Consider the following 24,041-nt stretch of genomic DNA (forward strand, 5'->3'; position numbering starts at 1 on the left):
GTACATGCTTAATTTAAAATATGATAAATTGGACATGTATTAGTATGAAAACTAAATAAGACTCTCGAAAATTCTTCGAAAGTCTTGTCTTTTATTATAAAACAATGCAATATGTAATAAACTGCATTATCAATGACTTACAAATGATTAAGGCTTACACATCAGTAACATTTTTTCGGTATCACTTTTCTACTTAACTTCTTGATTCCTTACCAAGAGGTAGAGAGTTACTCCAAGTGAACATACCAGTCCAATAACGTAAGTACAGAGTTGCAAATAGGAAGCTCTCCCTAGTATTGTGTCCGCAACAATATTATAAAATAGGTAACTAGTCAATGGTTCCATTACTCTTTCTATGAATGGTTGTACCAAAATAGGAAATAGCAACAAAATAGCTAAACTTCCCATTGGACTTTTGAAAAAATAACTTAAAAAGTAAGAAATCAAAAAGTATTGGATGGAGCCAATCAAAAAGAAACAGAAAATTTCTAAACTGACACCATTTTCGCTCCTAAAAAAATGAAACCATATAAGCAGTACAATGTAATATAAGGTTGATTGTAGTAATACATCAAATAACTCTATGAACAGGATCCTAATTGAACTTAAGATCCTTTTTCCGCTTACCAAATAAACTAGTTTTGTTTCGTGTGATTGTAACTCAACAAATGCATTAACACATCCAATACCAACAGAAAGCATTGATGCAAAAACAAGAGCTTGCTTTAAAGATAATTCTACAATTGCACCATTAATTGCAACTGGTAACACACTCAATAGACACACAAAACCTATTAAAAGAGACTGTATGGCTATCTGGTACTTTACGGGTTTTAAACTATATTTTTTGACGATAAGACTTCTAAATAGACTTGCCATTCTTCCTCCCCATTCGAATCTTTTCTACAACAATTATTAATACCAAGAACAAGATCCCTTCAACCACTAAAAGAGTAAATCCATACAATTGACTCGTTTGAGTCCCTTCAATTCTGCCAAAAGCAAATGATTTTGCTCCAATCAAAGGCAATAGATTCTCTAATTTCGAGGAAATTCCTCTTAAAATACCTGACAAAGTGATGACTAATAATAAAACGATTGCAATTAATGAAGACATTGATTTTTTTGTTAGTCTTATTAAAAATATAGCTAATAAAGTGAGAACAATCGCAAATATCATAACTCTTATCGTGACATCTAAAAACATTGTAAATTCTAAATAGTTCTTTAAAGTTGAATCTAGAAAAATGAGTAAAAGAACAGCATTTACTATAGATAAGATTAAAGTGGAAAGTAACGATAGGACAATCGAACTAGCAATAAAACCAGTAAGACCAACTTTCCAGTTAGGAATCAATAACTGAGTAAAATTATCATCACCAAATTGGTAATGGGTTGAATAGACAAGGGAAACCAAGATTGGTAAAAAAATAACACTTGCTTGGTACGGTGAGGATAAGAGGGCATCCCTGACTGTATAGACTGGATTCGACGATAACATAGACGGATCAAGGTTAACTGCTTGGCCATTTCCTTCTACTAAGGCATTTATCACCTGGATATTTTGAATTGTAAAAAATATGCTGACTCCCAAAATAAGAAGAGAAGTGAATTTAAAAGTAGGTAAACTACTATATTTATAGAGATCACTAAAAAAGGAACGCTTTAACATATTATTCACCCTCTTTCCCTTCGAGCGCTTTAAAATATGCTTCCTCAAAAGATCCAAACTGTTTCAAAATATCTTTTGTAGGAGCATCAAGAACAATTTTTCCATTAGAAATACCAACCAAATGATCTACAGTTAATTCTAACTCACTCATATAATGACTTGTCATTAAGACAGTTTTACCTTCATTGACAAAAGATTGTAAAAAATTGCGTACCCAGCGTATACCCTCTGGATCTAGTCCATTGATTGGTTCATCTAAAATTAAGATATCAGGATTTGCTAATAAGGCTGTTGCTAAACCAAGACGTTGCTTCATTCCTAATGAATAGTCTTTTACTTTTTTATGTTTAGCTTCACTTAACCCCACCAACTCTAAGCATTCCTTGCACCTATTTCTATCAACGCCACATGCTAATCCAATCCACCGAAGATGCTGGAATCCTGTTCTTGTTGGGTAAGGTTGGCAACTGTCGAGGAATGATCCAACAATACCAAAAGGATTATCTCCCAATTGAGAGTATTTTTTGCCATCGATCAACGCCATCCCCATTTGACTATTTTCTAAACCAAGTAAAATTCTAATTAAAGTTGATTTTCCAGATCCATTCGGTCCAATCAATCCAGTAATCTCACCTTTCTTAGCTTTGAAAGACACGTTTTGAAGGACAATTTTGTTATTATATTCCTTATGTAGATTTTGAATTGTTATCATTCATTATATTTCCTTTCTGACTTTTAGTGAAATTTCACCTTCACTTGGAGCCAGTATAACAGGAGAAAATCAGGAAATTCTCAGAATAATTATTTTTTTCATTTTCAACAAATTGCATTCTATATTTGCTATAATATGCTCATATAATTGGAGGAACTATGAAGTATAAAATTTTAGCCATTGACGATGATGAAAAAATCTTACGATTAATAGCAAATACATTAAAAGTGAACAACTTTGATGTCGAAACTCGTAAGAATATAGAGGAGATTAATATCTGTGACTTTACTGGATTCGATCTAATTTTACTTGACGTCATGATGCCTATTTCTGGTTTAGAAATTTGTCGTTCCATTCGTTCTCAAATTACTACTCCAATCCTATTTCTCACCGCTAAAGATTTTGAAGAAGATTTACTAAAAGGAATACAAGCCGGAGCCGATGATTACATCACAAAACCATTCAGCATTAAAGAATTGATTGCAAGAATTCAAATGCATCTTCGTAGAGAAGAAAGATCTCACGATTCCTCTAAAGAAGAAATGAATGCAGATATTACTTTTTATCGAGATTGTCAAGAAGTTTATTATCAATCAAAGAGAATATCGCTAACTAAGCGAGAGTTTGATTTACTTTATCTTTTAGCCAAAAATGAAAACAGAGTATTTAGCATAGAAGAACTTTACAATTACCTTTATCCTGTAAGCTCTGATGCTCAACTACGGTCAATCACCGAATACATCTATCAAATTAGACAAAAATTTAAAATTCATCAAATCGATCCAATCAAAACAGTATGGGGAGGAGGATACAAATGGCAAAAGAATTGACAATCAAGCAGCTCATTAAGCGTACCTACCTTACAATCATTTGGCAATTTCTTCTATGCCTTATACTTTTTTACATAGTTCCAGCTCTTCTATCTTCTGTATCTGGAATTAATGAGAAAAATGCCAATCGCTTTGCTTTATTTTTTAGCGTCAGTTCTTGGATTTATCTTTGCATCATTTTAATTGTTATCATTGTAATCAATATTAGACAATTATTAACCAAGATTCAAAAAGAAATGAACATGGTTTATCATAGCAGTCTATATTTCAACAAAAATGATCATCCGCCTTTACAAATTAAAGAATTTATTGAAACAAATGATCTGATCGAAAAAATGCAATCTGATATAAAAGATAGAATTCAAAATGAAAAAGATCAAAAAAAAGAACTCATGTTTCAAGTATCTACCGCCGCACATGATCTTCGTAGCCCTCTAACTGTCATCAGAGGAAATGCTGAATTCTTACAATCCACCGAGCAAACACCTCAAGCAATGGAATGTTTAAAAGATCTTGAGCAAGCAAGTATTCAATTAAACGATTATTTTAACCACTTCATCCAATACTCAAAAACCTTTTACGACCATGATATTCAACTTAAAAATATATCAATTAAACAAGTAACTCATCAATTGAAGGAACATATCACTCCTTTACTCCCCAGAAATACACGTTTTGTTTTTTCAAATACAGTAACCCCATCAACACAAATTGCAATTCATTCCAATCTATTCTTCCGAGCAATTACAAATATTATTACTAATGCTGTACAACATCAAAAAGAAAATGATGCACAAATTCACCTAACAATTTCACAAGAAAATAGTCAATTAGTTCTAACTATATGGAATAACCAATCTAGTTTTTCAAAAAATATATTAGAACATGCTGGAAATCTTTTCTATAAAGATGACCAAGCAAGAACACCTTCTCAAGAAAGTCACTATGGACTTGGTTTATCTTTCGTGAAACGCGTCATGAAACTTCATAATGGAACGATGCATTTAGAAAATATTAATCATGGTGCACAAGTCAAGTTAATTATTCCCATTATATAGAATAAGCCGAACTCATCAATATGTGTTCGGCTTTCCTTCATTTATAATTGATAAAAAAGACAGGCACTTTTGCCTGTCTTCGTTTTCATCATCATTTCCTATCAGCCATTTCACACTTCTTCATCAACAACTCTTTCATTTCTTTCCCCTAAGCGGTAAACAATCACGACGGATAATAGAAGAACCAGAGTTGTGATGATTGACCCTTCTGCACCAAATGCTCCTCCGGTCAGCCAGTCGGGGCCTGATCCCATGGTAAAGCTAAAGATAGAAGCATCTGCTCCCGTCCCACTGACTTGAAAGCCAAGGAGATTTCCTTGTACATAGTTCCAAGTCCCGTGCTGAGCCACCACTAGCCAAATGCTATCGGTGTAGATAAGAAGCAGACCAGCTAGCACCCCATCAAGGACAATATTCAGGACGGATAAGAAAGTCACTCCTGAATTTCCCAGATGAAGAATACCAAAGAGACTACTAGAAATCGCGATGGCTAAAGGAAGATTAGCTCTTGCAGCAATCCGAGTTAGGAGCCAGCCTCGCGTCGCTACTTCTTCAGTCCCACCTTGCAGGAGCCAAAATGGGAATAACCCTAGAATAAAGAGGATGGGTTCTAAACTTAATTCATTTAGCTCAAAAGACCCGATTCCACCTACCTGGTAGACAAGAGCAATCACTCCCATTTGCAGAAGGGAAAGCAAAATCCCCCAGGCAAGATATTTAAGCCAGCTCTTTTTAACAAAACCTAAAGTCGATAAGGGATTCTTCTCAATGAACTTCACCCAAATAATAAAGAGGATGAGAATGAATACAAAACTGAAGAGCTCATAATAAAGAAAATAATGGTAGAAAAACTCTTGAACACTTGCGCCTCCATTTCCTGGTGAAAAAAGCTCTGTTAAAAACTCTATGACCAAAGAAAATGGTCCCACTAATTCACTACCGAGCCATAGTCCCCCTTCAACAAAGAGGAAGGTTAAAAAGACATAGAACAGTGTAGAAATGAGCACTGGCAACGACGTGTTAGTTTTTATATCCTGAATAATCTTTCCTTTCTTCATTAGTAACCTCCATTTATCTAATAGGTCCATTGTAACAAAGAAAACCCAAACCTGCAACATCCATTCATGTTAGGTAATCTAACATGAATTGGTGAAATTTCTTGTTTTCAAGGTTGATTTATGATATAATGGTTCTTGTAAAAAATAAATGATGAAATTCATACTCGTTTTCAGTATGAATTCTTTATTTTTTTAAACCCTCTGAGGGTATCCCTTCCATTACTCTTCATCAGACAATGGATTAGATATAAAGGAGAACGAAATGAAGAAAAAACTATTAGCCTATTTGCTTTTCTTATTTCCACTATTCGCCTTTGCGAGTCAAGCACAGGCAGAAACGGTTAAAGTCGTTTTCGATACGGCATATGCGCCCTTCGAATTCAAGGACTCAGACCAAGTTTATAAAGGAATTGACGTTGAAATCTTGGATAAGGTCGCTGAAATCAACGGTTGGACCTTAGAAAAGTCTTTCCCAGGCTTTGACGCGGCCGTCAACATGGTCCAATCCGGGCAAGCCGATGCCATTATGGCAGGGATGACCAAGACCAAAGAACGTGAACAAGTCTTTACTATGTCCGATACCTACTATGATACAAAAGTCGTGATCGCAACTAAGAAAGCTAACAAGATCACTTCCTATGACCAGCTCAAAGGAAAAACGGTTGGAGTCAAAAATGGAACTGCTGCCCAACGTTTCCTTCAAAAGAACAAGGACAAGTACGGATATACTATCAAGACCTTCGATACCAGTGATTTGATGAATAACAGTTTATCAACCGGTGCAGTGGATGCTATTATGGATGACCAACCTGTTATCGAATATGCTATTAAGCAAGGACAAGACCTTTCTATTAATATGGAAGGAGAAGCTGTCGGAAGCTTTGCCTTTGGGGTCAAAAAAGGTGGTTCTCACGAAAAACTCATCAAACAGTTCAATACTGCTCTTGCCCAAATGAAGAAAGATGGTACGCTAGATCAAATTATTGAAAAATGGACTGGTAGCAGCCAATCATCATCTACAGCAACAACTACCGCTAGCACTACTGTTGTTCCAGAAACGAGCACTGAAGCAGGACAAAAGGCGACTCCTAAGAAGAAAACGTATAAAATTTCTAGTGATTCCTCTTTTGCTCCCTTCGTCTTCCAAAATGATCAAAGTAAATACACTGGGATTGATATGGAATTGATTAAGGCCATTGCCAAAGACCAAGGATTTACACTAGAAATTAGCAATCCAGGTTTTGATGCTGCTGTCAGTGATGTCCAGAATGGTAATGCCGATGGAATGATTGCCGGGATGACTGTTACTGATGCGCGTAAGGCGACTTTTGACTTCTCAGATCCATACTACACAACGAATTCAATCCTAGCAGTTCAAGAAAGTAGTAAAATTTCTTCCTACGAAGATCTAAAAGGAAAAACAGTTGGTGTCAAAAATGGTACTGCTTCTCAAACTTTCCTCGAGGAAAACAAGAGCAAGTATGGCTACAAAATCAAAACCTTTTCAGATGGTGCTTCTATGTACGACAGCTTGAACTCAGGTTCTGTAGCTGCCATCATGGATGACGAACCTGTTATCAAATACGCCATTAAACAAGGACGTAAATTTAAAACGCCTATCGAAGGAACTCCAAGTGGGCAAATTGCCTTTGCCGTTCAAAAAGGTTCCAACCATGAATTAATTGAGATGTTTAACAACGGCTTGGCCAACTTAAAAGAAAGTGGCGAATACCAAAAGATCTTGGATAAGTACCTTTCAAGCGATAGCGAATCAACCACAGAATCTACCTCAGTAGATGAGACAACTATCTGGGGCTTGCTCCAAAACAACTACAAACAATTGTTAAGTGGATTAGGTGTCACTATTGCACTAGCCCTTCTTTCATTTGCGATTGCTATGGTGATCGGGATCATCTTCGGGATGTTCAGTGTCAGTCCTTATAAATGGCTTCGTTGGACTGCTGAGATTTTCGTCGATGTCATCCGTGGTATCCCACTGATGATTCTTGCCGCCTTCATCTTCTGGGGAATTCCTAATTTAATCGAGTCCATGACGGGCCACCAATCCCCAATCAATGACTTCCTTGCAGGTACGATTGCTCTCTCACTCAATGCTGCTGCTTATATTGCCGAGATTGTTCGTGGTGGGATTCAAGCCGTACCAGCTGGACAGATGGAAGCTAGTCGAAGCCTCGGGATTTCTTATAGCAAGACCATGCGCAAGATTATCTTGCCTCAAGCAACTAAACTGATGCTTCCAAACTTCGTCAACCAATTTGTCATTGCACTGAAAGATACGACGATCGTGTCAGCTATCGGTTTGGTCGAGCTCTTCCAGACTGGTAAGATTATCATTGCTCGAAACTATCAAAGTTTCAAGATGTACGCAATCCTTGCTGTCTTTTACCTCGTCATCATTACTTTATTGACACGCTTTGCAAAACAATTAGAAAAGAGGGCTAACTAATGGCTAAATTAAAAATTGATGTCCATGACCTCCATAAATATTACGGTGAAAATGAGGTCCTAAAAGGCATCTCAACAAAATTCTACGAAGGAGATGTTGTTTGTATTATCGGTCCATCTGGTTCTGGTAAGTCAACCTTCCTACGCAGTCTCAATCTTCTTGAGGAAGTAACCAAGGGACAAATTACCGTGAACGGCTATGACCTTACTGATCCTAAAACTAATATTGATATCGTTCGTGAAAATGTCGGGATGGTCTTCCAGCACTTCAACCTCTTCCCCCATATGAGCGTCATCGAAAATATCATGTTTGCTCCCTTGGAGCACAAACGGATGAGTCGTGAAGAAGCTAGAGAACTAGCAATGGAACTCTTAGAAAAGGTTGGACTTGCGGACAAAGCCGATGTTTCCCCTGACAGCCTCTCCGGTGGACAGAAACAGCGGGTAGCCATTGCGCGTGGTTTGGCAATGAAGCCAGATGTCATGCTCTTTGACGAACCAACTTCTGCCCTTGACCCCGAGATGGTCGGAGATGTACTCAACGTTATGAAGGATTTGGCTAAGCAAGGCATGACCATGATTATCGTCACCCACGAGATGGGATTTGCTCGCCAAGTGGCCAATCGCGTGATCTTCACAGCTGATGGGGAATTCCTCGAAGACGGTAAACCAGACCAAATCTTTGATAACCCACAACACCCACGATTGAAAGAATTCCTGGATAAAGTGTTAAACGTTTAAAAAAATACAAAGTCCCATGTGGCTATAGTCTGAATTCATTATTGCTTCTTTCAGTATTCCTGAAGAAACTAATAATGATGTCGGATATCCGAAACTTTCCGCTGTGATTAAAGTTCTTGAAATGAGATCATTTCAAGAACTCGGGAGTTTTGAGACCTTAGGCTCAAAACTAAGTCATGGAACTTCTTTGAAGTTCGCTGACGTCCGTACTCACCTTAGGAAAGTTTCTAGGAATACATTTTCTGCAATTTAAAACTGGAGTTAAAGCTCCAGTTTTTTCTTCTTCAAAATATAAAAAATATTAAGAAATTTCATTTAAATAACTTGCTAAATGAAGCAAAAAACTATACCATAGTAGAGTGTCTTTTGACCAAATATGTGACTGAAGGATGATTATGAAAAAATTATTAGAAAAGGTTAGTATCCTTTCTTTATCTCTTGTATTAACAACATCTTTTTCGATTTCTAGCGCTCTTCCTTATATGTTCGAATACTATAAGGATCTCCCCAAAAGTCAAATCGAACTCTTGGTATCTCTTCCATCCGCAGGGATTATGGTCACCCTCTTCCTAAATACCATTATCGAACGCTACTTGGATGAGAGGAAGATGATTATTACAGGACTCTTCATACTCTCACTATTTGGTATGGTCCCTTTCTTTAACCAAGCCTATCCTGTTCTTTTCATTTCTCGTTTCATTTTTGGGATGGGGGTCGGTTTGATCAACGCTAAAGCTATATCTATTATCAGCGAACGCTACCAGGGACGTGAACGGATCCAAACTCTCGGATTTCGTGGTTCTGCTGAAGTCGTAGGGACAGCCCTGGTCACTTTATTGGTCGGCTTCCTCCTTCAATTCGGCTGGACTTCTAGCTTTTTAGCCTACGGAGCTGGATTAATCGTTCTGTTTCTCTTCATGGCCTTTGTCCCTTACCACCAACAAGAAGAAAGCCAGCATACACAAGCCAAACATAAAGAACCACTCCAAAAAGAAGAATGGAAATTAACCATTATCTTGGCTATTGTGGCTGCCGTGATTGTCTTATGTAATGTTGGAATAACTCTTCGTATCCCAAGCATTGTCGCTTACACTTTCAAGGATCAGCACAAATCAGCCAGCTTTATTCTAAGTGCTATGCAATTGATTGGAATTCTAGCTGGTCTCACCTTCTCTGGGCTCGTTCATTTGTTTAAGAGCAAATTGATCACTTATGCTGGGATTGCTTATGGATTCTCCATGATGGCTGTAGCCCTTTCACCAAGTATCCCTCTTCTTGCTCTATCCGCCCTCTTCTCTGGCTATACGTATAGCACTGCTCTCACCATGGTTTTCCAAATCTTGTCAGCCAAGATTCCTGCTAGACGATTAAACCAGGTGACCTCAGTAGCCGTCTTAGGATGTAGCTTCGGAGCGGCTATTACACCTTTCGCCCTCAATACCATTGGTCTCATCTCCGACAGCAACGCTTTCATCTTTACCGTGTTAGGTATTGCTATGGCTCTCCTAGCCTTCTCTCTTCTCTATCTTTTAAAAGATCATCATGAATAAACAAAAGAGGCTGGGACAAAAGTCCTAGCCTCTCAATTGTCTTTGGATTGTCGAGCAAGACGCAGTGGTTGACTGGGCTCTTTGTTCGCTTTTTAAGCTCCAAATATGACCTAATGAGGGAAACAAAGTTTCCTTTATCTGCAACCTTCAACAGTCTCCCAGACTGTTGAAGCTGTGCGGAGGTGGGACGACGAAATCGAATTCTAACGAATGACCGATTTCTGTCCCACTCTCTTTTCTGTCTTACTGATTCGAAAGTTGGGCAGTTTGCATTTTGTAATAAACACCTTTTTGTGCCATCAACTCAGAATGATCCCCATGTTCAACGATATTTCCATCTACCATGACAAGAATCAGGTCTGCATTCTCAATTGTAGACAGGCGATGAGCGATCACAAAGCTGGTCCGACCCACCATCAGCTTATTAAAAGCATCCTGGATGAGCAACTCCGTCCGCGTATCAATGGAAGACGTTGCCTCATCTAATATCAAAATCTTAGGCACTGAAAGAAAGACCCGAGCAATGGTCAGAAGCTGTCTTTGTCCTTGAGATAAGGAATCTCCCGCATCAGCTAGATAGGTATCATAGCCATCTGGAAGCTGTTGAATAAAGAAATCAGCATTGGCAGCCTTAGCTGCTTGAATCACGTCTTCCCGACTAGCATCTTGTCGACCAAATGCGATATTCTCATGAACCGTTCCCACTTTGAGCCAAGTCTCTTGTAGGACCATTCCAAACTGCTTGCGGTAGCTTGCTAGGCTATAGGTATCCACGGCTTCTTGGTCTAGGAGCAAGCGACCCTGATCTACATCATAAAATCGCATGAGAAGATTAATCATGGTTGATTTCCCAGCACCTGTTGGCCCAACAATGGCTACCTTACTAGCCGGCGGGATGGAAATGGAGAGATCCTTTATGAGGGGCTGGTCAGATCGATACCCAAAGCTGACATGATCAAATTGGACAGCTCCTTCGACAGCCTCTTCTTGCAAGTCTTTCTTTCCACTTTCTTTCACTTCCTCTTGGTCCAAGACGCTATAGAGACGTTCCGCACAAGCTAAGGCGCTTTGCAATTCAGCAAGGACAGAGGAGATGTCATTAAAGGGTTTGGTGTACTGATTGACATAGTTGAGGAAGGTCACCAACTGGCCAACAGTGAAGCCAGTACCCGATAGGATACGGAAGGCACCAAATCCCGTCACAAGGGCATAGATCAGGGCATTAACAAAGCGTGTCGCAGGATTAACGGTAGAGGAATAAAAAATCGCCTCTTGAGAATAACCAGCATAGTCGCCATTGATTTCAATAAACTTGTCTTTAAACTGGTTTTGGGCATTGAAGGCTTGAAGCAAGCTTTCTTGACTGAGAGATTCTTCAATCATCTGTGTCTGAGCACCACGCGCCTGGGTCTGCATCCGAAAGAGATGGTAGGAACGCTTGGCAATAAAACGAGCGATAAAGAGTGATAAAGGAGTCAGGATCAAAACCATTCCCATCATCATCCAATCCAATCGGGCCATACTAGCGATGGTCACTAGGATGGTTAAAAGACCAACAAAGAACTGATTAAAGACCATCAATAAACCATTATTGAGTTGTTCAACATCAGTGGTCAAGCGACTGACCAAATCCCCAGTACCTTGACGATCCAGGTAAGATAAAGGAAGGACATGGACTTTCTGGATAACCTTCTCCCTTAAGTCTTTACTGTAGCGATAGATCATCTGATTGTAAACCAAGGGATTAAACCATTGAATGAGACTTGCAAAGAGGATCACTAGACCCATTTGAAGGATAAGCGGCAACAAGAGATGACTAGCATCAGGGAGCACCACTATGTCCACTGCTCGACCAATCAGAATGGGGATATAGACAGTTAACAAGACTTGTAAAATGGTTCCTAGACTGGCCAAGATAAGCCAAATGGGCTGTCTGGCTATATCCGCAAGTAAGCGCCGTAAATAAGTCTTCTGTTTCATTCTGTCCCCTCCTCTCTCTTCTGTTGGGAGAAATGAATCTCTTGGTATAAAGGATTCGTTGACACCAGGTCTTCATGACTGCCTAAGCCGACCTGTTTACCTTTGTCTAAGACGAGAATTTTCTCAGCACTACGGAGACTATTGGTCCGCTGCGAGATGAGGATGAGACTTGTCTTCGACAACTCCTCTTTTAGAGCCTGTAAAAGTCGTGCTTCTGTCAAATAGTCCAAAGCTGAAGTGGAATCATCTAACACTAAAAATGGAGCTTGACGAAGGACAGCACGAGCAATGGTCAGACGTTGCCGTTGACCACCGGAAAAATTCCTTCCAAAAGCTTCTACGGGAGCCTCTAGTCCTCCTTCTTTCTCACGGACAAAATCAGCTGCTTGCGCAACTTCCAAGGCCCACCACAACTGCTCCTCACTTGGTTCTTTAGTTAATCCCAGTGTTAGGTTCGAACGAATGCTACCTTTAAAAAGCTCTGCATTTTGAGGAACCACTGCCACCCAGTCACGCCACTGACCAAGAGTCTTTGGGCTCTGTCCATCTTTAAAAATGGTTAGACTTCCTTGACTCGGGTCATAAAGATGTCCTAGCAATTGAACCAGGGTAGATTTCCCAGACCCTGTCCCCCCAGTGATCCCCAAGGTTTGTCCCTTTTTTAATGATAAATGAATACCTTCTAAGGACGGTTTTGCCGCTAAAGGATAGGTAAAGATTAAATCTTGGATCTCGAGAGCCAGTTGAGGATTTGAAGCAGCTACCTCATCCAACTCTTGATCCAGATCTTCACTTTTCTCATCAAAGACTTGGACAATCCGCCCAGCAGCGATATAGCTTTGGTTGAGTGAGGTCACCAACATGGCTAACTTTAGTAATTCCGTTAAAATTTGAAGCAGATAATTGACCAAGGCTACCAACATTCCTTGACTGAGTGTCCCCATTTGAATGGAGGCTTGTCCCTGCCAAAGAATACAAATCAAGGTTCCATTCACGACTAAGAAGGTTAGAGGACTAATCAAACTAGACCACTTGGATACTATTAATTGCCAGTTGGTATAGTCTTGGTTGACCTCATTAAACTCTGCTTCTTCATGAGCTGCCTGTCCAAAAGCGCGGATAACCCTCATTCCTTGTAACTGCTGACGCGTGATTGTAACCATTCGATCCGTTATCTTCCTGATGCGTCCATAAAGAGGATTAACCACACGCGACATAACGACAATGATCAGGGTCAATAGGGCAACCATTCCAATAAACCACAAGGTCAGTTGTGGACTAATGGTAAAAGCCATAAAAATAGAGCCAAAAACGACAATCGGCGCTCGGAGAAATAGACGTAAAAATAGATTAATCCCTGTTTGAATTTGATAGGTATCACTGGTTAGTCGCGTCACGAGGCTTGAGGTGGTTAGGCGATCCCTCTGCTCCTTAGACAAGCTGAGAATTTTCTCATACAAATCATTGGTCAATTCCTTAGTATAACCAACGGCTGCCTTCGATGAATAATATTGGGCTGTTATCGCTACGAGAACGCCAAAACCAGCAAAAATAAATAAAAGACCAACCACCCCAAGCATTCCAGCTTGGTCTTGACGAGGAATCAGCTGATCGACAAGATGAGCAATTAAAAGTGGAACCAGTAATTCAAAGATTGCTTCCAACAACTTGAAAAACGGTCCCAGTATGGTTTCTTTTTTATAATTCCTGAAGTATTTCAATAAGTCTTTCATACTACTCGTTTGTCTTTCTATAGGATTAACTTATTTTACCATAATTTTTAAAGATAAAAAAAATCTCCCTGCAAAGCAGAGAGAGTGTAAACGTAGACAAGTGCTCATTTATAAAAATCTATAAACTTCAATAAAGATAAATAACTTTATTGGTTAGGGTTATTCAGTCATCTACTGAAACTTTCCGCCGTGAGAAAAGTGCTAGAAACAATATTGTTTCTAGCACTCGGAATTATTGAGACCTCAGGCTCAATAATTAGTCATGGAACTTCATAGAAGTTCGCTGACGTCCGTTCTCGCCTAAGGAAAGTTTCTAAGATGACTTTGTCTTCAATCTTATTCTTCTAAACACATAGAAAATTCGTTTAGTTCTTGTCCCATTTAATCTTGTTTAGACAAATGAAGGTTAGGAATATTATTCCATCTTTGTCCCCTTATTTAAAATATTGCCCATTTTTCCTAGTCCCATCAGTAAGAGAGGGAAAGTGATAAGTGTTATAAGTCCTAGCCCAAGAAAAACAGCTACAAATCCACAAGTATCGATAAACCAACCAGTCAGTGGGAAGATAACAATCATGGATAGACTAAACATCATCGAATTGATACTAAGCATGGTTGCTCGTACACTAGAAGGCAAATAAGCTTGTAAATCATTGTAGTAAATGGGTTGATACACTGCATAAAGGGCATTGGTCAAGAGATAGACACTTAGATAGGCGAATGGAGTCTTCAAGCCTACCAAAAGCAAGGACAAACCTGTCAGTGCAACCAGAATTGGAAAGACTTGATTGCTATTCCATTTCTTCCCAATTTGACTAGCTAGATAAACCGCTAGAAGATTGAAGCCACTACCAATCAACATGATGAGCGAAACTTGCCAACTGACTAGGTCACTGATTTTCTGTTGGTAGTAAAAATAAAACATACACATGATGGTTCCTACCAGCTGATAGGTGAACATCCAGTAAAACAAGACTGGTTTTTCCTGCCACTCTTGTTTGACTACCACCAATATACGCTTTATGGTCAAGTGATTTCTTTCACCACTCTTGCTCTCTGGCTCTTTCATTAGAAAAATCAAGAGAATGGATAGCAATGAAAGGACAATAGCAATCAGATAGGTCCAAGCCAATGCTCCGTGAATAAAGAAGCCTGCCACAACTGTACCTAAGGTTCGGGTGACTTCTGCCACACCAGACAAAAAGCTAGAAATCTGAAGATATCGGTCCTTTTGACCCGCTTCAACCGCCGAATCATATAAGAAAGCCGTACTAGTCCCCGAATCAAAATTGTAGGACAAAGCATTAACCATCATGGCAATCGCATAAATCCAAAAACTCCCCTGACCAAACAAAATCAAGATAGAGGACACAATACTAGCCAAGCGAGCCAAATAGAGATTGGTTTTGTAACTAAATCGATCGGCCAACATACCAGAGGGGATTTCACACAAGAGACTGGTCCCATGAAAGATACTTTCTAGTAAACCGATTTGAAGCAAGGATAGACCATTTTGGATAAAAAATAAAATCCAAAAACTGGTAATCCCAAAATAAGATGTGAATTCCAGACCTGCTAGGAGTGGAATATTGCCTTTGTAAGTTCTTTTAAACATTGTTTTCTCTCTTTCCATATGTAGTATGACTGTTTCTAAAAGACTTACTGAGAGTTGCCTACATTTTCTCCACCTCTTTCATTTAAAGTAATACTCAATGAAAATCAAAGAGCAAACTAGGAAGCTAGCCGCAGGCTGTACTTGAGTACGGCAAGGTGAAGCTGACGTAGTTTGAATTTTATTTTCGAAGAGTATAAAAACGCCAGACGGCGTTTTTATGGCTATTAAGGTTTGATACGGTGCAACATACGTGGGAATGGAATGGCTTCACGGATGTGTTTAGTTCCAGCTGCGAAGGTTACCATACGCTCGATACCGATACCAAATCCACCGTGTGGGACTGTACCGTATTTACGAAGGTCAAGGTAGAATTCATACTCTGTAAGATCCATACCAAGTGATTCCATCTTAGCGACAAGGGCATCGTAGTCTTCCTCACGCATGGAACCACCGATGATTTCTCCGTAACCTTCTGGTGCAAGCAAATCTGCACAAAGCACGCGATCTGGGTTCCCAGGAACTGGTTTCATGTAGAAGGCCTTGATGTCTGCTGGGTAGTTAATCACAAAGGTTGGTACACCAAAGTGATTTGAAATCCAAGTTTCGTGTGGTGAACCGAAATCATCTCCATGCTCTAGATGTTCATAGTCAGCGTCTTCATCATTTTCATGTTCTTGCAAGAGATCAATGGCTTCATCGTAAGTAATGCGTTTGAATGGCTCTGCAATGTAGCGTTTCAAGAGCTCTGTATCACGTTCCAAGGTTTCCAAGGCTTGAAGAGCACGATCTAGAACACCTTGAAGCAACGCTTTAACATAAGCTTCTTGCAAGTCAAGTGACTCGTCGTGTGTCAAGTATGAGTACTCCGCATCCATCATCCAGAATTCAGTCAAGTGACGACGAGTTTTTGATTTCTCCGCACGGAATACTGGACCAAAGTCAAAGACACGACCAAGAGCCATAGCCCCAGCTTCAAGATAAAGCTGTCCTGATTGGCTCAAGTAAGCTGGTGTTCCAAAGTAGTCTGTTTCAAAAAGTTCTGTAGAATCTTCTGCAGCATTTCCTGAAAGGATTGGGCTATCAAATTTCATGAAGCCATTCTTGTCAAAGAACTCATAAGTTGCATAAATGATTGCGTTACGAATTTGCATCACTGCTACTTGTTTGCGTGAACGCAACCACAAATGGCGGTTATCCATCAAGAAGTCTGTACCGTGTTCTTTTGGAGTGATTGGATAATCTTGAGATTCACCGATGACTTCAATGTCTGTAATATCCAACTCATAACCAAATTTTGACCGCTCATCTTCTTTGACAATCCCAGTCACAAAGACAGACGTTTCTTGGCTCAAGCGTTTGATGGTATCAAATTTTTCAAGACCTACTTCTTCACCGAATTTTTCGATAAAGTTTGGTTTGAAAGCTACACCTTGGAAGAAGGCAGTCCCGTCACGCAATTGCAAGAAAGCAATTTTCCCTTTTCCTGATTTGTTAGCAACCCAAGCACCGATAGTCACTTCTTGACCGACATAGTCTTTTACTTCGATGATGGTAATCCGTTTTGTCATAATACATCTTCCTTTTCTCGTTAAACTTGTCCGAAGACATGATCACCTTTCATTTTACCACAAATAAGAGCCGATAGCTATCTCTCACAATCTAAAAATCCGGCTTTTTTTACGAAAACTGACTTTTAATAAAAAAATAAATCAACTTTTTCAAATTCTTGAACCGATTTAAATATTTTATCCTATATTTTGATTTTTCAAAGGAAAATCCTGTCATTTTAAGTCTCAATAGCAGTCATTTTTGACAAGTAAAAAGCTTGCAAGTTATACTATCAGTATGTATAAGGAGGAAAATATGAAAAAGAAAATTCAACTCACCACGGGATTGTGTGCAGCTGTTTTAGCCCTCAGTCTCGCAACAACCACTTTTGCTGATGAGCAGACAGCCCCTGTCACTGCTCCTATCTCTGAACGACAAGATACGGTTGCTCCTGTTTCAGTCATTTCAGAGAGTTCAGCTACTGCAATTACCAATGAAACAATATCCCCACTTCCGAGCGAAGAAACAGCTAGCCTGACGGCTGAGGAATCAACCCCAGCTCCTGCTGAGACTCCAGTTGATCCACGAATCTCTGAAATTCGTGTCATCCATCGTCGTCGGACTCTGAAACCAGACTATTATCCAGTCGCTACTTCAACAGATGTCGTCTACAAAACAGTTGAAGCCCATGCTTTTACTGAATATGACGTCTCTGGGAATGGTCCAGCAACAGTTACAGACGAAAACGGAAAAACATGGTACCGAGTGAGATATTCTGATCTTGGCATCAAAGATGGTTTCCATTACAATAGCGCTCCTGAAAAAGGGACTGCTACAGCACCAGTCATTGAAGTCATTCATCTCTATGACGATATTGATTTGAATCCGGAAGTTGTAAAACGTGCTCGTTTTGTAGACGAAAAGGGACAAGAAATTGCGCCTTCCCAAGAAAACAGCGTCGAGCGCAGCCTTGATCTGGCTTATGAAGCTGGTCTTCCAACAGCACCCGCTCAGATCCAAGCTAATGGAAAAACATATGTATACCAATCTGCTAACAAAGAAGAATTGACCTCCCACAAACTTCATGTTTCTAACTTGGTGACTGTGACCTATTTCTATAAAGAAGTTACCACACCAGTTGTTGAGAAACCATCAACACCTTCTGTTCCAGAAAAACCTGTTCAAAAACTGCGTCTTCCAAAAGGAAATAATGGAGTCAAAACGCGGGTTCCAGTTGGTAAAAAAGTTCAAAGCAAACCAGCTAGTCCAGAAGTGAAAAAATTCCGCCTTCCAAAAGGGAACAATGGGGCTAAGACCCGTGTAGCTGTGAAAAAAGGAAGCACAATTCTTTCTGTTGATTACTTATAAGTCAATAAAGAAGAGAGTGGGACAGAAATCGGTAATTCGTTAGAATTCGATTTCGTCGTCCCACCTCCGCACAGTTGAGTAGGGCTGTAAAAGCTGTGAAATCAGCGTAATAGAGCCCACTCAACCACTGCGTCTTGCTCGACAATCCAAAGACAATTGAGAGGCTAGGACTTTTGTCCCAGCCTCTTTTCTTTTAATTTTCCATAAATTGATGCAAGCGACGTACAGCTTCTTTTAGGGTCTCTAGGTCAGTAGCATAGCTAAGACGGACATTCTCTGGAGCTCCAAATCCAGCTCCTGTAATAAGCGCTACTCCCACTTCTTCCAGAATGGCAGTTGCAAACTCTGTCACATCTGAATAGCCCTTCATCTCCATGGCTTTTGTGACATTAGGGAAGAGATAGAAGGCTCCCTGGGGCTTGATCACATCAAAGCCAGGAACTTCACACAGGAGAGGATATATAGTATTCAAGCGCTCCTCAAAGGCTTGACGCATGACTTCTACAGAGTCTTGCGGACCAGTTAGAGCTTCGATTGTTGCGTACTGTGAAACAGCTGTCAGGTTCGAAGTTGTCTGACCAGTCAATTTACTCATGGCTGCGATGATTTCTGGATCACCAACCGCATAGCCAACCCGCCAACCAGTCATGGCATAGGCTTTAGAAACTCCATTAATCACAATCGTTTGTTTGCGGATAGCTTCGGATAAGCTTGAGATTGGAACGAACTCATTCCCGTTATAAACCAGGCGACCATAGATATCATCTGCAAGGATAAGAATATCATGCTCTACAGCCCAATTTCCAATCGCTAAGAGTTCTTCTTTGCTATAAATCATTCCAGTCGGATTAGATGGTGAGTTCAAAACCAAGACCTTAGTCTTTTCTGTTCGAGCCTCTTCTAATTGCTCCACTGTAACTTTAAAGTTATTGGCTTGAGTTCCTTTCACATAAACAGGAACACCTTCTGCCATAAGAACTTGGTCCCCGTAACTAACCCAATAAGGGGTCGGAATGAGCACTTCATCGCCAGGATCGACCACAGCCATAAAGAAAGTATAGAGAGAGAACTTAGCACCTGTCGCGAAGGTAACTTGGTTTGGTGATACTGAGTAACCATAGTAGCGTTCGAAATAGGTATTGACAGCAGCCTTTAATGCAGGTAAACCAGAAGCAACCGTATAAAAGGAAGCACGCCCATCTCGAATGGCTTCGACTGCAGCATCTTGAATGTTCTCAGGAGTGTGAAAGTCAGGCTGGCCCAAGGTTAGGGAGAGGACATCTTTCCCTTCTGCCTTTAGTTTTTTCGCTTTGGCGTCACTTGCTAGAGTGACACTTTCCTCCATTTTTAAAACACGATCTGAAATTTTCATACCTTACCTACTTTCTACCTGGGACCCGTATCGGATCTATCCGACTTAGACTTAGATTCAACCAGAAACTGTCTACAATACCTATATTATACACCATAGATTAGACTTGGAGCAAGATTTTACTAAGGATTCAAAGAAACTTTACTACTCCTTACTATTCGACAAAAAAATAATTTGACACTAAAGTTAACAGTCATTTTTTCTTCTGTTGATAAATCCATTATCTTGTCACCCGCCTGTAATCTATTTGATATTAAGGCTTAATAGCGTCTAATACTATTTATTGCTAAAATGATAGTATGAAGAATTTAGAAAAACTATTTGAAGAAGCCCAAACAGAATTAAAAACCATGATTGTCTTTCACAAGGCGGAACGGACTTTTCGTGCAGCAGAGTCTCATGTCTTTAAGGATCATCAGTTGACCCCTACTCAGTTTTCCGTTTTGGAAACCTTGTACAGTAAGGGGGATCTCCGTATCCAGAACCTGATTGACAGTATTTTAGCGACCTCTGGAAATATGACCGTCGTGATTCGAAACATGGTGCGTGATGGATGGATCAAGCGCGAAATCGATCCAGATGACCGTCGTGCTTGTATCGTTTCTTTGACAGAAAAGGGCCGTAAAAAAATTATCGAAGTTCTTCCTGATCATATACGTAATGTTCAAAAAGTCATGGGTGTCTTTAGCGAAGAAGAGCAAAAACAACTTCAAACTCTTCTGAAAAAATTAAAGGGCTCCCACTAAATTCTAACCATTCAATTAGTCGTGTTCATAGCCAACTAACTACAGTTGCCAGCTATGAACACGTTTTTTGATTCTTGAAAAAAAGTACTAGTCTCTGTTGACTAGTACCTTCTATTTTACTCATATTTCACAAAGACTAATTGTTTTTCAGTTGATAAGTCAGACTGGTATGCAAAGCCACTAAAGGTTAGCTGCTTCATCTCTTCTACCTTTGTAATCTGCTTCTCTAATAAAGCTGTCACAAAAGCCCCACGCGCTTTCTTTGAAATGGTTGAGTGAACCTTCAACAGCCCATTCTTCTCTTCAAGGAATTTAAAAGTCACCATCCGATCTTGAATCTCCTTAGAAAAGACGGTTTCAAACTCACTGGAAAGCAAAGAAATAATTAGATCTTCCTCCTGAAGAGCTTGATCATAGCTAGCCTTCCAAAAAGTCTTTAAGGATTTCCCCTGGACCTTAAGCTTCATGAGAAAGTCCAAACGATGGGGAGCAATCGGAGTAAGGGCCGGAATCACCCCATAAAGAGCTGAGGTGATCAAGAGATGGTCTTGCACATAAGCCGCTTCTGCTTCCGTCCAGTCCGTACGGCGGATATTCCGGTACATGAGACCGTCGAAGAGATTCAAAGCTGGATAGGTCTTAGCTGTACCCGACTTGAGCGCTCGGATTCGTTGCTCTTCTTCACTTGCCCGCTCTTCAGTAATCTTATAAAGTGAGGCTAACTCTTCTAGAGATAATGAAGCTAAGGCATCGATGACCGCTTGTGTCTCATTTGATACAGGATAACCCGTTTTTTCTGGGGTATCCAGATTCATTTCTTTTGCAGTTGGAATTAATAGTTTCATAGATTTATTGTACCATATTTCATTTTCGCTTGACATAAAATTACCATCATGTTATCATCTAGTTATTAAAACTAGATAACAAAGAGGTAATAACTATTTTATTCAACTACAGTTATCCCAAGTGGGAAGAAATTCCTGATATTGATCTTTATTTGGACCAAGTCCTCCTCTATGTCAATAAGGTGTGTGCGCCTTTTATCTCAGAAACAGACAAGGGCTTAACGGCTTCCATGGTCAATAATTACGTTAAACACGGCTACCTGCCAAAACCAGATAAGAAGAAATACAAGCGACAGCAGGTTGCCCGTCTCATTGCTATTACAACCTTAAAGACGGTTTTTTCGATTCAAGAGATCGCGGCTACCTTGAACCTCTTGCAGAGTCAAGCCAACTCCGCAGACCTCTACAATAGTTTTGTGGACTTTCTCCATGAAGAGAAAGAACCTTTAGCACCCATTATCGGATCTGCCTGTCGTACCGTTTTGCTCTACCAAGAAACCCTATCCTATATCCATGTTCATTCTGAGGAGGAAAAATAAAAGTGAATTATGCTAGTAAATTAAGTAAACGATTATCCTTTGGAGAAGAAATCGCAAATAGTGTCACCCATGCAGTCGGGGCTGTTTTGATGCTCTTTCTCATTCCAACTTCTGCTATCTATAGTTATGAAACACATGGGACTTTAGCAGCTGTCGGGACCTCGATTTTTGTCATCAGTCTCTTTCTCATGTTTCTCTCATCGACAATTTACCATGCCATGGCCTATGACTCACCTCAAAAGTATGTCCTTCGCATTATCGATCACTCCATGATTTATATTGCCATTGCAGGTAGCTATACACCCGTCGTTCTTTCTCTCATGAACAACTGGTTCGGCTATGCCATTATCCTGATTCAATGGGGGACGACTATCTTTGGGATACTCTACAAGATTTTTGCTAAGAAGGTGAATGAAAAATTCAGCCTGGCCCTCTATTTGATTATGGGTTGGTTGGTGATTTTCATCATCCCTCAGATCATCAGCCAAACAAGCCCAACTTTCTGGGGCTTAATGCTGATGGGTGGCCTATGCTACACAGTTGGAGCTGGATTTTACGCCAAAAAGAAACCTTATTTCCATATGATTTGGCATCTCTTCATTCTAGCTGCTTCTGCACTGCAATATATCGCGATTGTGTACGTCATGTAAGACACGAGGCTGGGACAAAAGTCCTAGCCTCTCAATTTTCTTTGGATTGTCGAGCAAGACGCAGTGGTTGAGTGGGCTCTACTACGCTGATTTCATCGGCTTATACAGCCCTACTGAACTGTGCGGAGGTGGGACAACGAAATCGAATTCTAACGAATTACCGATTTCTGTCCCGCTCTCTTTTAGTTGCTTTTTTACACCCAATTGACTACAATAAAGAAAAATTGTACGGGGACAGTTATGACAACCAAATACCAAAAGATTTTTACTACATTGAAAAACCAGATTGACCAGGGGATCCTAAAAACTGGAGACCGCCTGCCTTCCGTTCGCCAACTAGCCAGTCAGTATGCCTGCAGTAAGGATACCGTCCAACGGGCCCTGCTCGAGCTCAGCTACAAGAACTATATCTATGCTAAGCCCCAAAGCGGCTATTATGTCCTGGAGGAAGAGACTGGAAAGCATACCGACCTGCCTCTTCGCCTCAAGGAAGATCGCTTCCAGGCCTTTGAAGACTTTCGGACTTGTATCAACGAAACCCTTGTCGGTCGTGATAATTACCTCTTCAACTACTATGAAAAACAAGAAGGTCTTGTCGATCTCCGTCAATCTATTGCTTCTCTCCTGCGAGAAGATGCGATTTATACCCAGGAGCAACAAATCGTTATCACCTCAGGAACCCAGCAAGCCCTCTACCTCCTAAGCCAGGTCGCCTTCCCAAACCAAAAAGAAGAAATCCTAGTAGAGCAACCAACCTATTACCGCATCAATAAATTAATTCAGGAGCAAGACTTACCTTATCAAAGCATCAATCGCTTGCCTCAAGGAATTGACTTTGACCAACTGGAAGCCATTTTCAAAAGTGGCAGGATCAAATTTTTCTATACCATTCCCCGCTACCATTATCCTCTGGGACATAGTTATAGCAAACAAGAGAAGGAACAGATTTTGGCCTTAGCAGAACTCTATGATGTCTATATTGTCGAGGACGATTACTTGGGAGATTATGATCCACATTTTTCTCCTAGCTTTCATTATCTGGATGCATCTGACCGGGTCATCTACATCAAGTCCTTTTCTACCAGCCTCTTTTCTGCCCTCCGCATCACTTCTATGGTCCTGCCCCAAGCTCTTCTTGCCCCTGTCTTAAAACTCAAGGGTACACTCGACTACGAAAGTAACTTGGTCATGCAGAAGGCCTTGAGCCTCTATATTGATAATGGCATGTTTGCAAAAAACAAAGAGCTTCTGCACCAACAGCAATTCATCCAAAAAGAGCAAGCTTCTTCCCTACTCCAGCAACATTCCCTATCCGTCCCTGTATGGCCGGTCATTGGAGGAGTCTTACTAGATTTAAGACAGGTCCCTTCGGTCGCTCGACTGAAACATAGCGGTCTCCCTCTCCACTTCTTCGAATCTGCCTATATTCAAAGCTGTCCCTATGCCTTTGCCCGTATCAATCAGGACAAACTGGAAGAGGTTTTACCCCAAATTATCGCTTATCTATGATTCAATCCCACCCTTCTATTTCTTGAGTAATTTTATATACAAAACTATG

20 protein-coding genes are annotated in these 24,041 nt (G+C 40.2%); 10 read left to right on the forward strand and 10 right to left on the reverse strand.

Features of this window, described 5'->3' with window-relative positions:
- Positions 1-189 precede the first annotated feature (189 nt).
- Genes N596_RS02865 through N596_RS02875 form a run of 3 tightly spaced genes read right to left on the reverse strand, consistent with a single transcriptional unit; the run spans position 190 to position 2,384 of the window.
- Positions 190-879: a hypothetical protein gene (locus tag N596_RS02865; protein ID WP_023026879.1), complete on the reverse strand. Its 690-nt coding sequence runs from the start codon at positions 877-879 to the stop codon at positions 190-192.
- A complete protein-coding gene (locus N596_RS02870) occupies positions 863-1,672 on the reverse strand; it encodes a hypothetical protein (protein WP_023026880.1) in 810 nt (269 codons plus the stop codon). The genes N596_RS02865 and N596_RS02870 overlap by 17 nt, the downstream gene beginning before the upstream one ends.
- Before the next feature lies 1 nt (position 1,673).
- Positions 1,674-2,384 carry an ABC transporter ATP-binding protein gene (locus tag N596_RS02875; protein WP_023026881.1) on the reverse strand — a complete coding sequence of 237 codons (711 nt, stop codon included), beginning with the start codon at positions 2,382-2,384 and terminating at the stop codon, positions 1,674-1,676.
- 158 nt (positions 2,385-2,542) lie between these two features.
- Here N596_RS02875 and N596_RS02880 point away from each other — a divergent pair, with 158 nt between their 5' ends.
- Together N596_RS02880 and N596_RS02885 are read left to right on the forward strand one after the other, a co-directional pair.
- Positions 2,543-3,214, forward strand: coding sequence for a response regulator transcription factor (locus tag N596_RS02880; protein WP_023026882.1), 672 nt, complete (start codon positions 2,543-2,545; stop codon positions 3,212-3,214).
- Positions 3,199-4,272: a sensor histidine kinase gene (locus N596_RS02885; protein ID WP_023026883.1), complete on the forward strand. Its 1,074-nt coding sequence runs from the start codon at positions 3,199-3,201 to the stop codon at positions 4,270-4,272. The genes N596_RS02880 and N596_RS02885 overlap by 16 nt, the downstream gene beginning before the upstream one ends.
- A 110-nt stretch (positions 4,273-4,382) precedes the next feature.
- On the opposite strand, the gene N596_RS02890 is transcribed toward N596_RS02885, so the two are convergent.
- The gene (locus tag N596_RS02890; protein WP_023023402.1) at positions 4,383-5,330 is read right to left on the reverse strand and encodes a CPBP family intramembrane glutamic endopeptidase; all 948 of its coding nucleotides are present in this window, start codon (positions 5,328-5,330) and stop codon (positions 4,383-4,385) included.
- A gap of 262 nt (positions 5,331-5,592) precedes the next feature.
- Here N596_RS02890 and N596_RS02895 point away from each other — a divergent pair, with 262 nt between their 5' ends.
- The 3 genes from N596_RS02895 (at position 5,593) to N596_RS02905 (ending at position 10,087) form a co-directional block, all read left to right on the forward strand.
- Positions 5,593-7,797 carry an ABC transporter substrate-binding protein/permease gene (locus tag N596_RS02895; protein ID WP_023023404.1) on the forward strand — a complete coding sequence of 735 codons (2,205 nt, stop codon included), beginning with the start codon at positions 5,593-5,595 and terminating at the stop codon, positions 7,795-7,797.
- Positions 7,797-8,537: an amino acid ABC transporter ATP-binding protein gene (locus N596_RS02900; RefSeq protein ID WP_023026884.1), complete on the forward strand. Its 741-nt coding sequence runs from the start codon at positions 7,797-7,799 to the stop codon at positions 8,535-8,537. Before N596_RS02895 ends, N596_RS02900 begins: the two co-directional genes overlap by 1 nt.
- Before the next feature lie 395 nt (positions 8,538-8,932).
- The gene (locus tag N596_RS02905) at positions 8,933-10,087 is read left to right on the forward strand and encodes an MFS transporter (RefSeq protein WP_023026885.1); all 1,155 of its coding nucleotides are present in this window, start codon (positions 8,933-8,935) and stop codon (positions 10,085-10,087) included.
- A 243-nt stretch (positions 10,088-10,330) separates the two neighbouring features.
- On the opposite strand, the gene N596_RS02910 is transcribed toward N596_RS02905, so the two are convergent.
- The 4 genes from N596_RS02910 to asnS all read right to left on the reverse strand — a co-directional run bounded on the left by N596_RS02910 (position 10,331) and on the right by asnS (position 16,983).
- Positions 10,331-12,067: an ABC transporter ATP-binding protein gene (locus N596_RS02910; protein WP_023023409.1), complete on the reverse strand. Its 1,737-nt coding sequence runs from the start codon at positions 12,065-12,067 to the stop codon at positions 10,331-10,333.
- The gene (locus tag N596_RS02915) at positions 12,064-13,800 is read right to left on the reverse strand and encodes an ABC transporter ATP-binding protein (RefSeq protein ID WP_023023411.1); all 1,737 of its coding nucleotides are present in this window, start codon (positions 13,798-13,800) and stop codon (positions 12,064-12,066) included. Before N596_RS02915 ends, N596_RS02910 begins: the two co-directional genes overlap by 4 nt.
- A 415-nt stretch (positions 13,801-14,215) precedes the next feature.
- Positions 14,216-15,415 carry an MFS transporter gene (locus N596_RS02920; RefSeq protein ID WP_023023413.1) on the reverse strand — a complete coding sequence of 400 codons (1,200 nt, stop codon included), beginning with the start codon at positions 15,413-15,415 and terminating at the stop codon, positions 14,216-14,218.
- A gap of 224 nt (positions 15,416-15,639) precedes the next feature.
- On the reverse strand, positions 15,640-16,983 hold the full coding sequence (gene asnS, locus N596_RS02925; protein WP_023023415.1) for an asparagine--tRNA ligase: 1,344 nt from the start codon (positions 16,981-16,983) through the stop codon (positions 15,640-15,642).
- Between the two features lie 295 nt (positions 16,984-17,278).
- On the opposite strand from asnS, the gene N596_RS02930 reads away from it, so the two are divergent.
- Complete coding sequence (locus N596_RS02930) at positions 17,279-18,331, forward strand: surface protein PrgC (RefSeq protein WP_023023417.1); 1,053 nt, start codon at positions 17,279-17,281, stop codon at positions 18,329-18,331.
- Between the two features lie 193 nt (positions 18,332-18,524).
- Here the strand turns inward: N596_RS02930 and N596_RS02935 are convergent, their stop codons facing one another.
- Complete coding sequence (locus tag N596_RS02935) at positions 18,525-19,703, reverse strand: pyridoxal phosphate-dependent aminotransferase (protein WP_023023419.1); 1,179 nt, start codon at positions 19,701-19,703, stop codon at positions 18,525-18,527.
- A gap of 299 nt (positions 19,704-20,002) precedes the next feature.
- On the opposite strand from N596_RS02935, the gene N596_RS02940 reads away from it, so the two are divergent.
- Positions 20,003-20,449, forward strand: a complete 447-nt coding sequence (locus N596_RS02940; protein ID WP_023026886.1) for a MarR family winged helix-turn-helix transcriptional regulator — start codon at positions 20,003-20,005, stop codon at positions 20,447-20,449.
- Between the two features lie 116 nt (positions 20,450-20,565).
- Here the strand turns inward: N596_RS02940 and yaaA are convergent, their stop codons facing one another.
- The gene (gene yaaA, locus N596_RS02945) at positions 20,566-21,294 is read right to left on the reverse strand and encodes a peroxide stress protein YaaA (RefSeq protein WP_023026887.1); all 729 of its coding nucleotides are present in this window, start codon (positions 21,292-21,294) and stop codon (positions 20,566-20,568) included.
- Positions 21,295-21,389: 95 nt separating this feature from the next.
- Between yaaA and N596_RS02950 the strand changes: the two genes are divergently transcribed.
- From N596_RS02950 to N596_RS02960, 3 genes are all read left to right on the forward strand, one after another.
- Positions 21,390-21,833, forward strand: coding sequence for a DUF1836 domain-containing protein (locus N596_RS02950; RefSeq protein ID WP_042361110.1), 444 nt, complete (start codon positions 21,390-21,392; stop codon positions 21,831-21,833).
- A gap of 2 nt (positions 21,834-21,835) precedes the next feature.
- The gene (trhA, locus tag N596_RS02955; protein WP_023026889.1) at positions 21,836-22,483 is read left to right on the forward strand and encodes a PAQR family membrane homeostasis protein TrhA; all 648 of its coding nucleotides are present in this window, start codon (positions 21,836-21,838) and stop codon (positions 22,481-22,483) included.
- A 240-nt stretch (positions 22,484-22,723) separates the two neighbouring features.
- Complete coding sequence (locus tag N596_RS02960) at positions 22,724-23,992, forward strand: aminotransferase-like domain-containing protein (protein ID WP_023023428.1); 1,269 nt, start codon at positions 22,724-22,726, stop codon at positions 23,990-23,992.
- Positions 23,993-24,041 lie beyond the last annotated feature (49 nt).

Source organism: Streptococcus ilei, from assembly GCF_000479335.1.
Classification (GTDB): Bacteria; Bacillota; Bacilli; order Lactobacillales; family Streptococcaceae; genus Streptococcus; species Streptococcus ilei.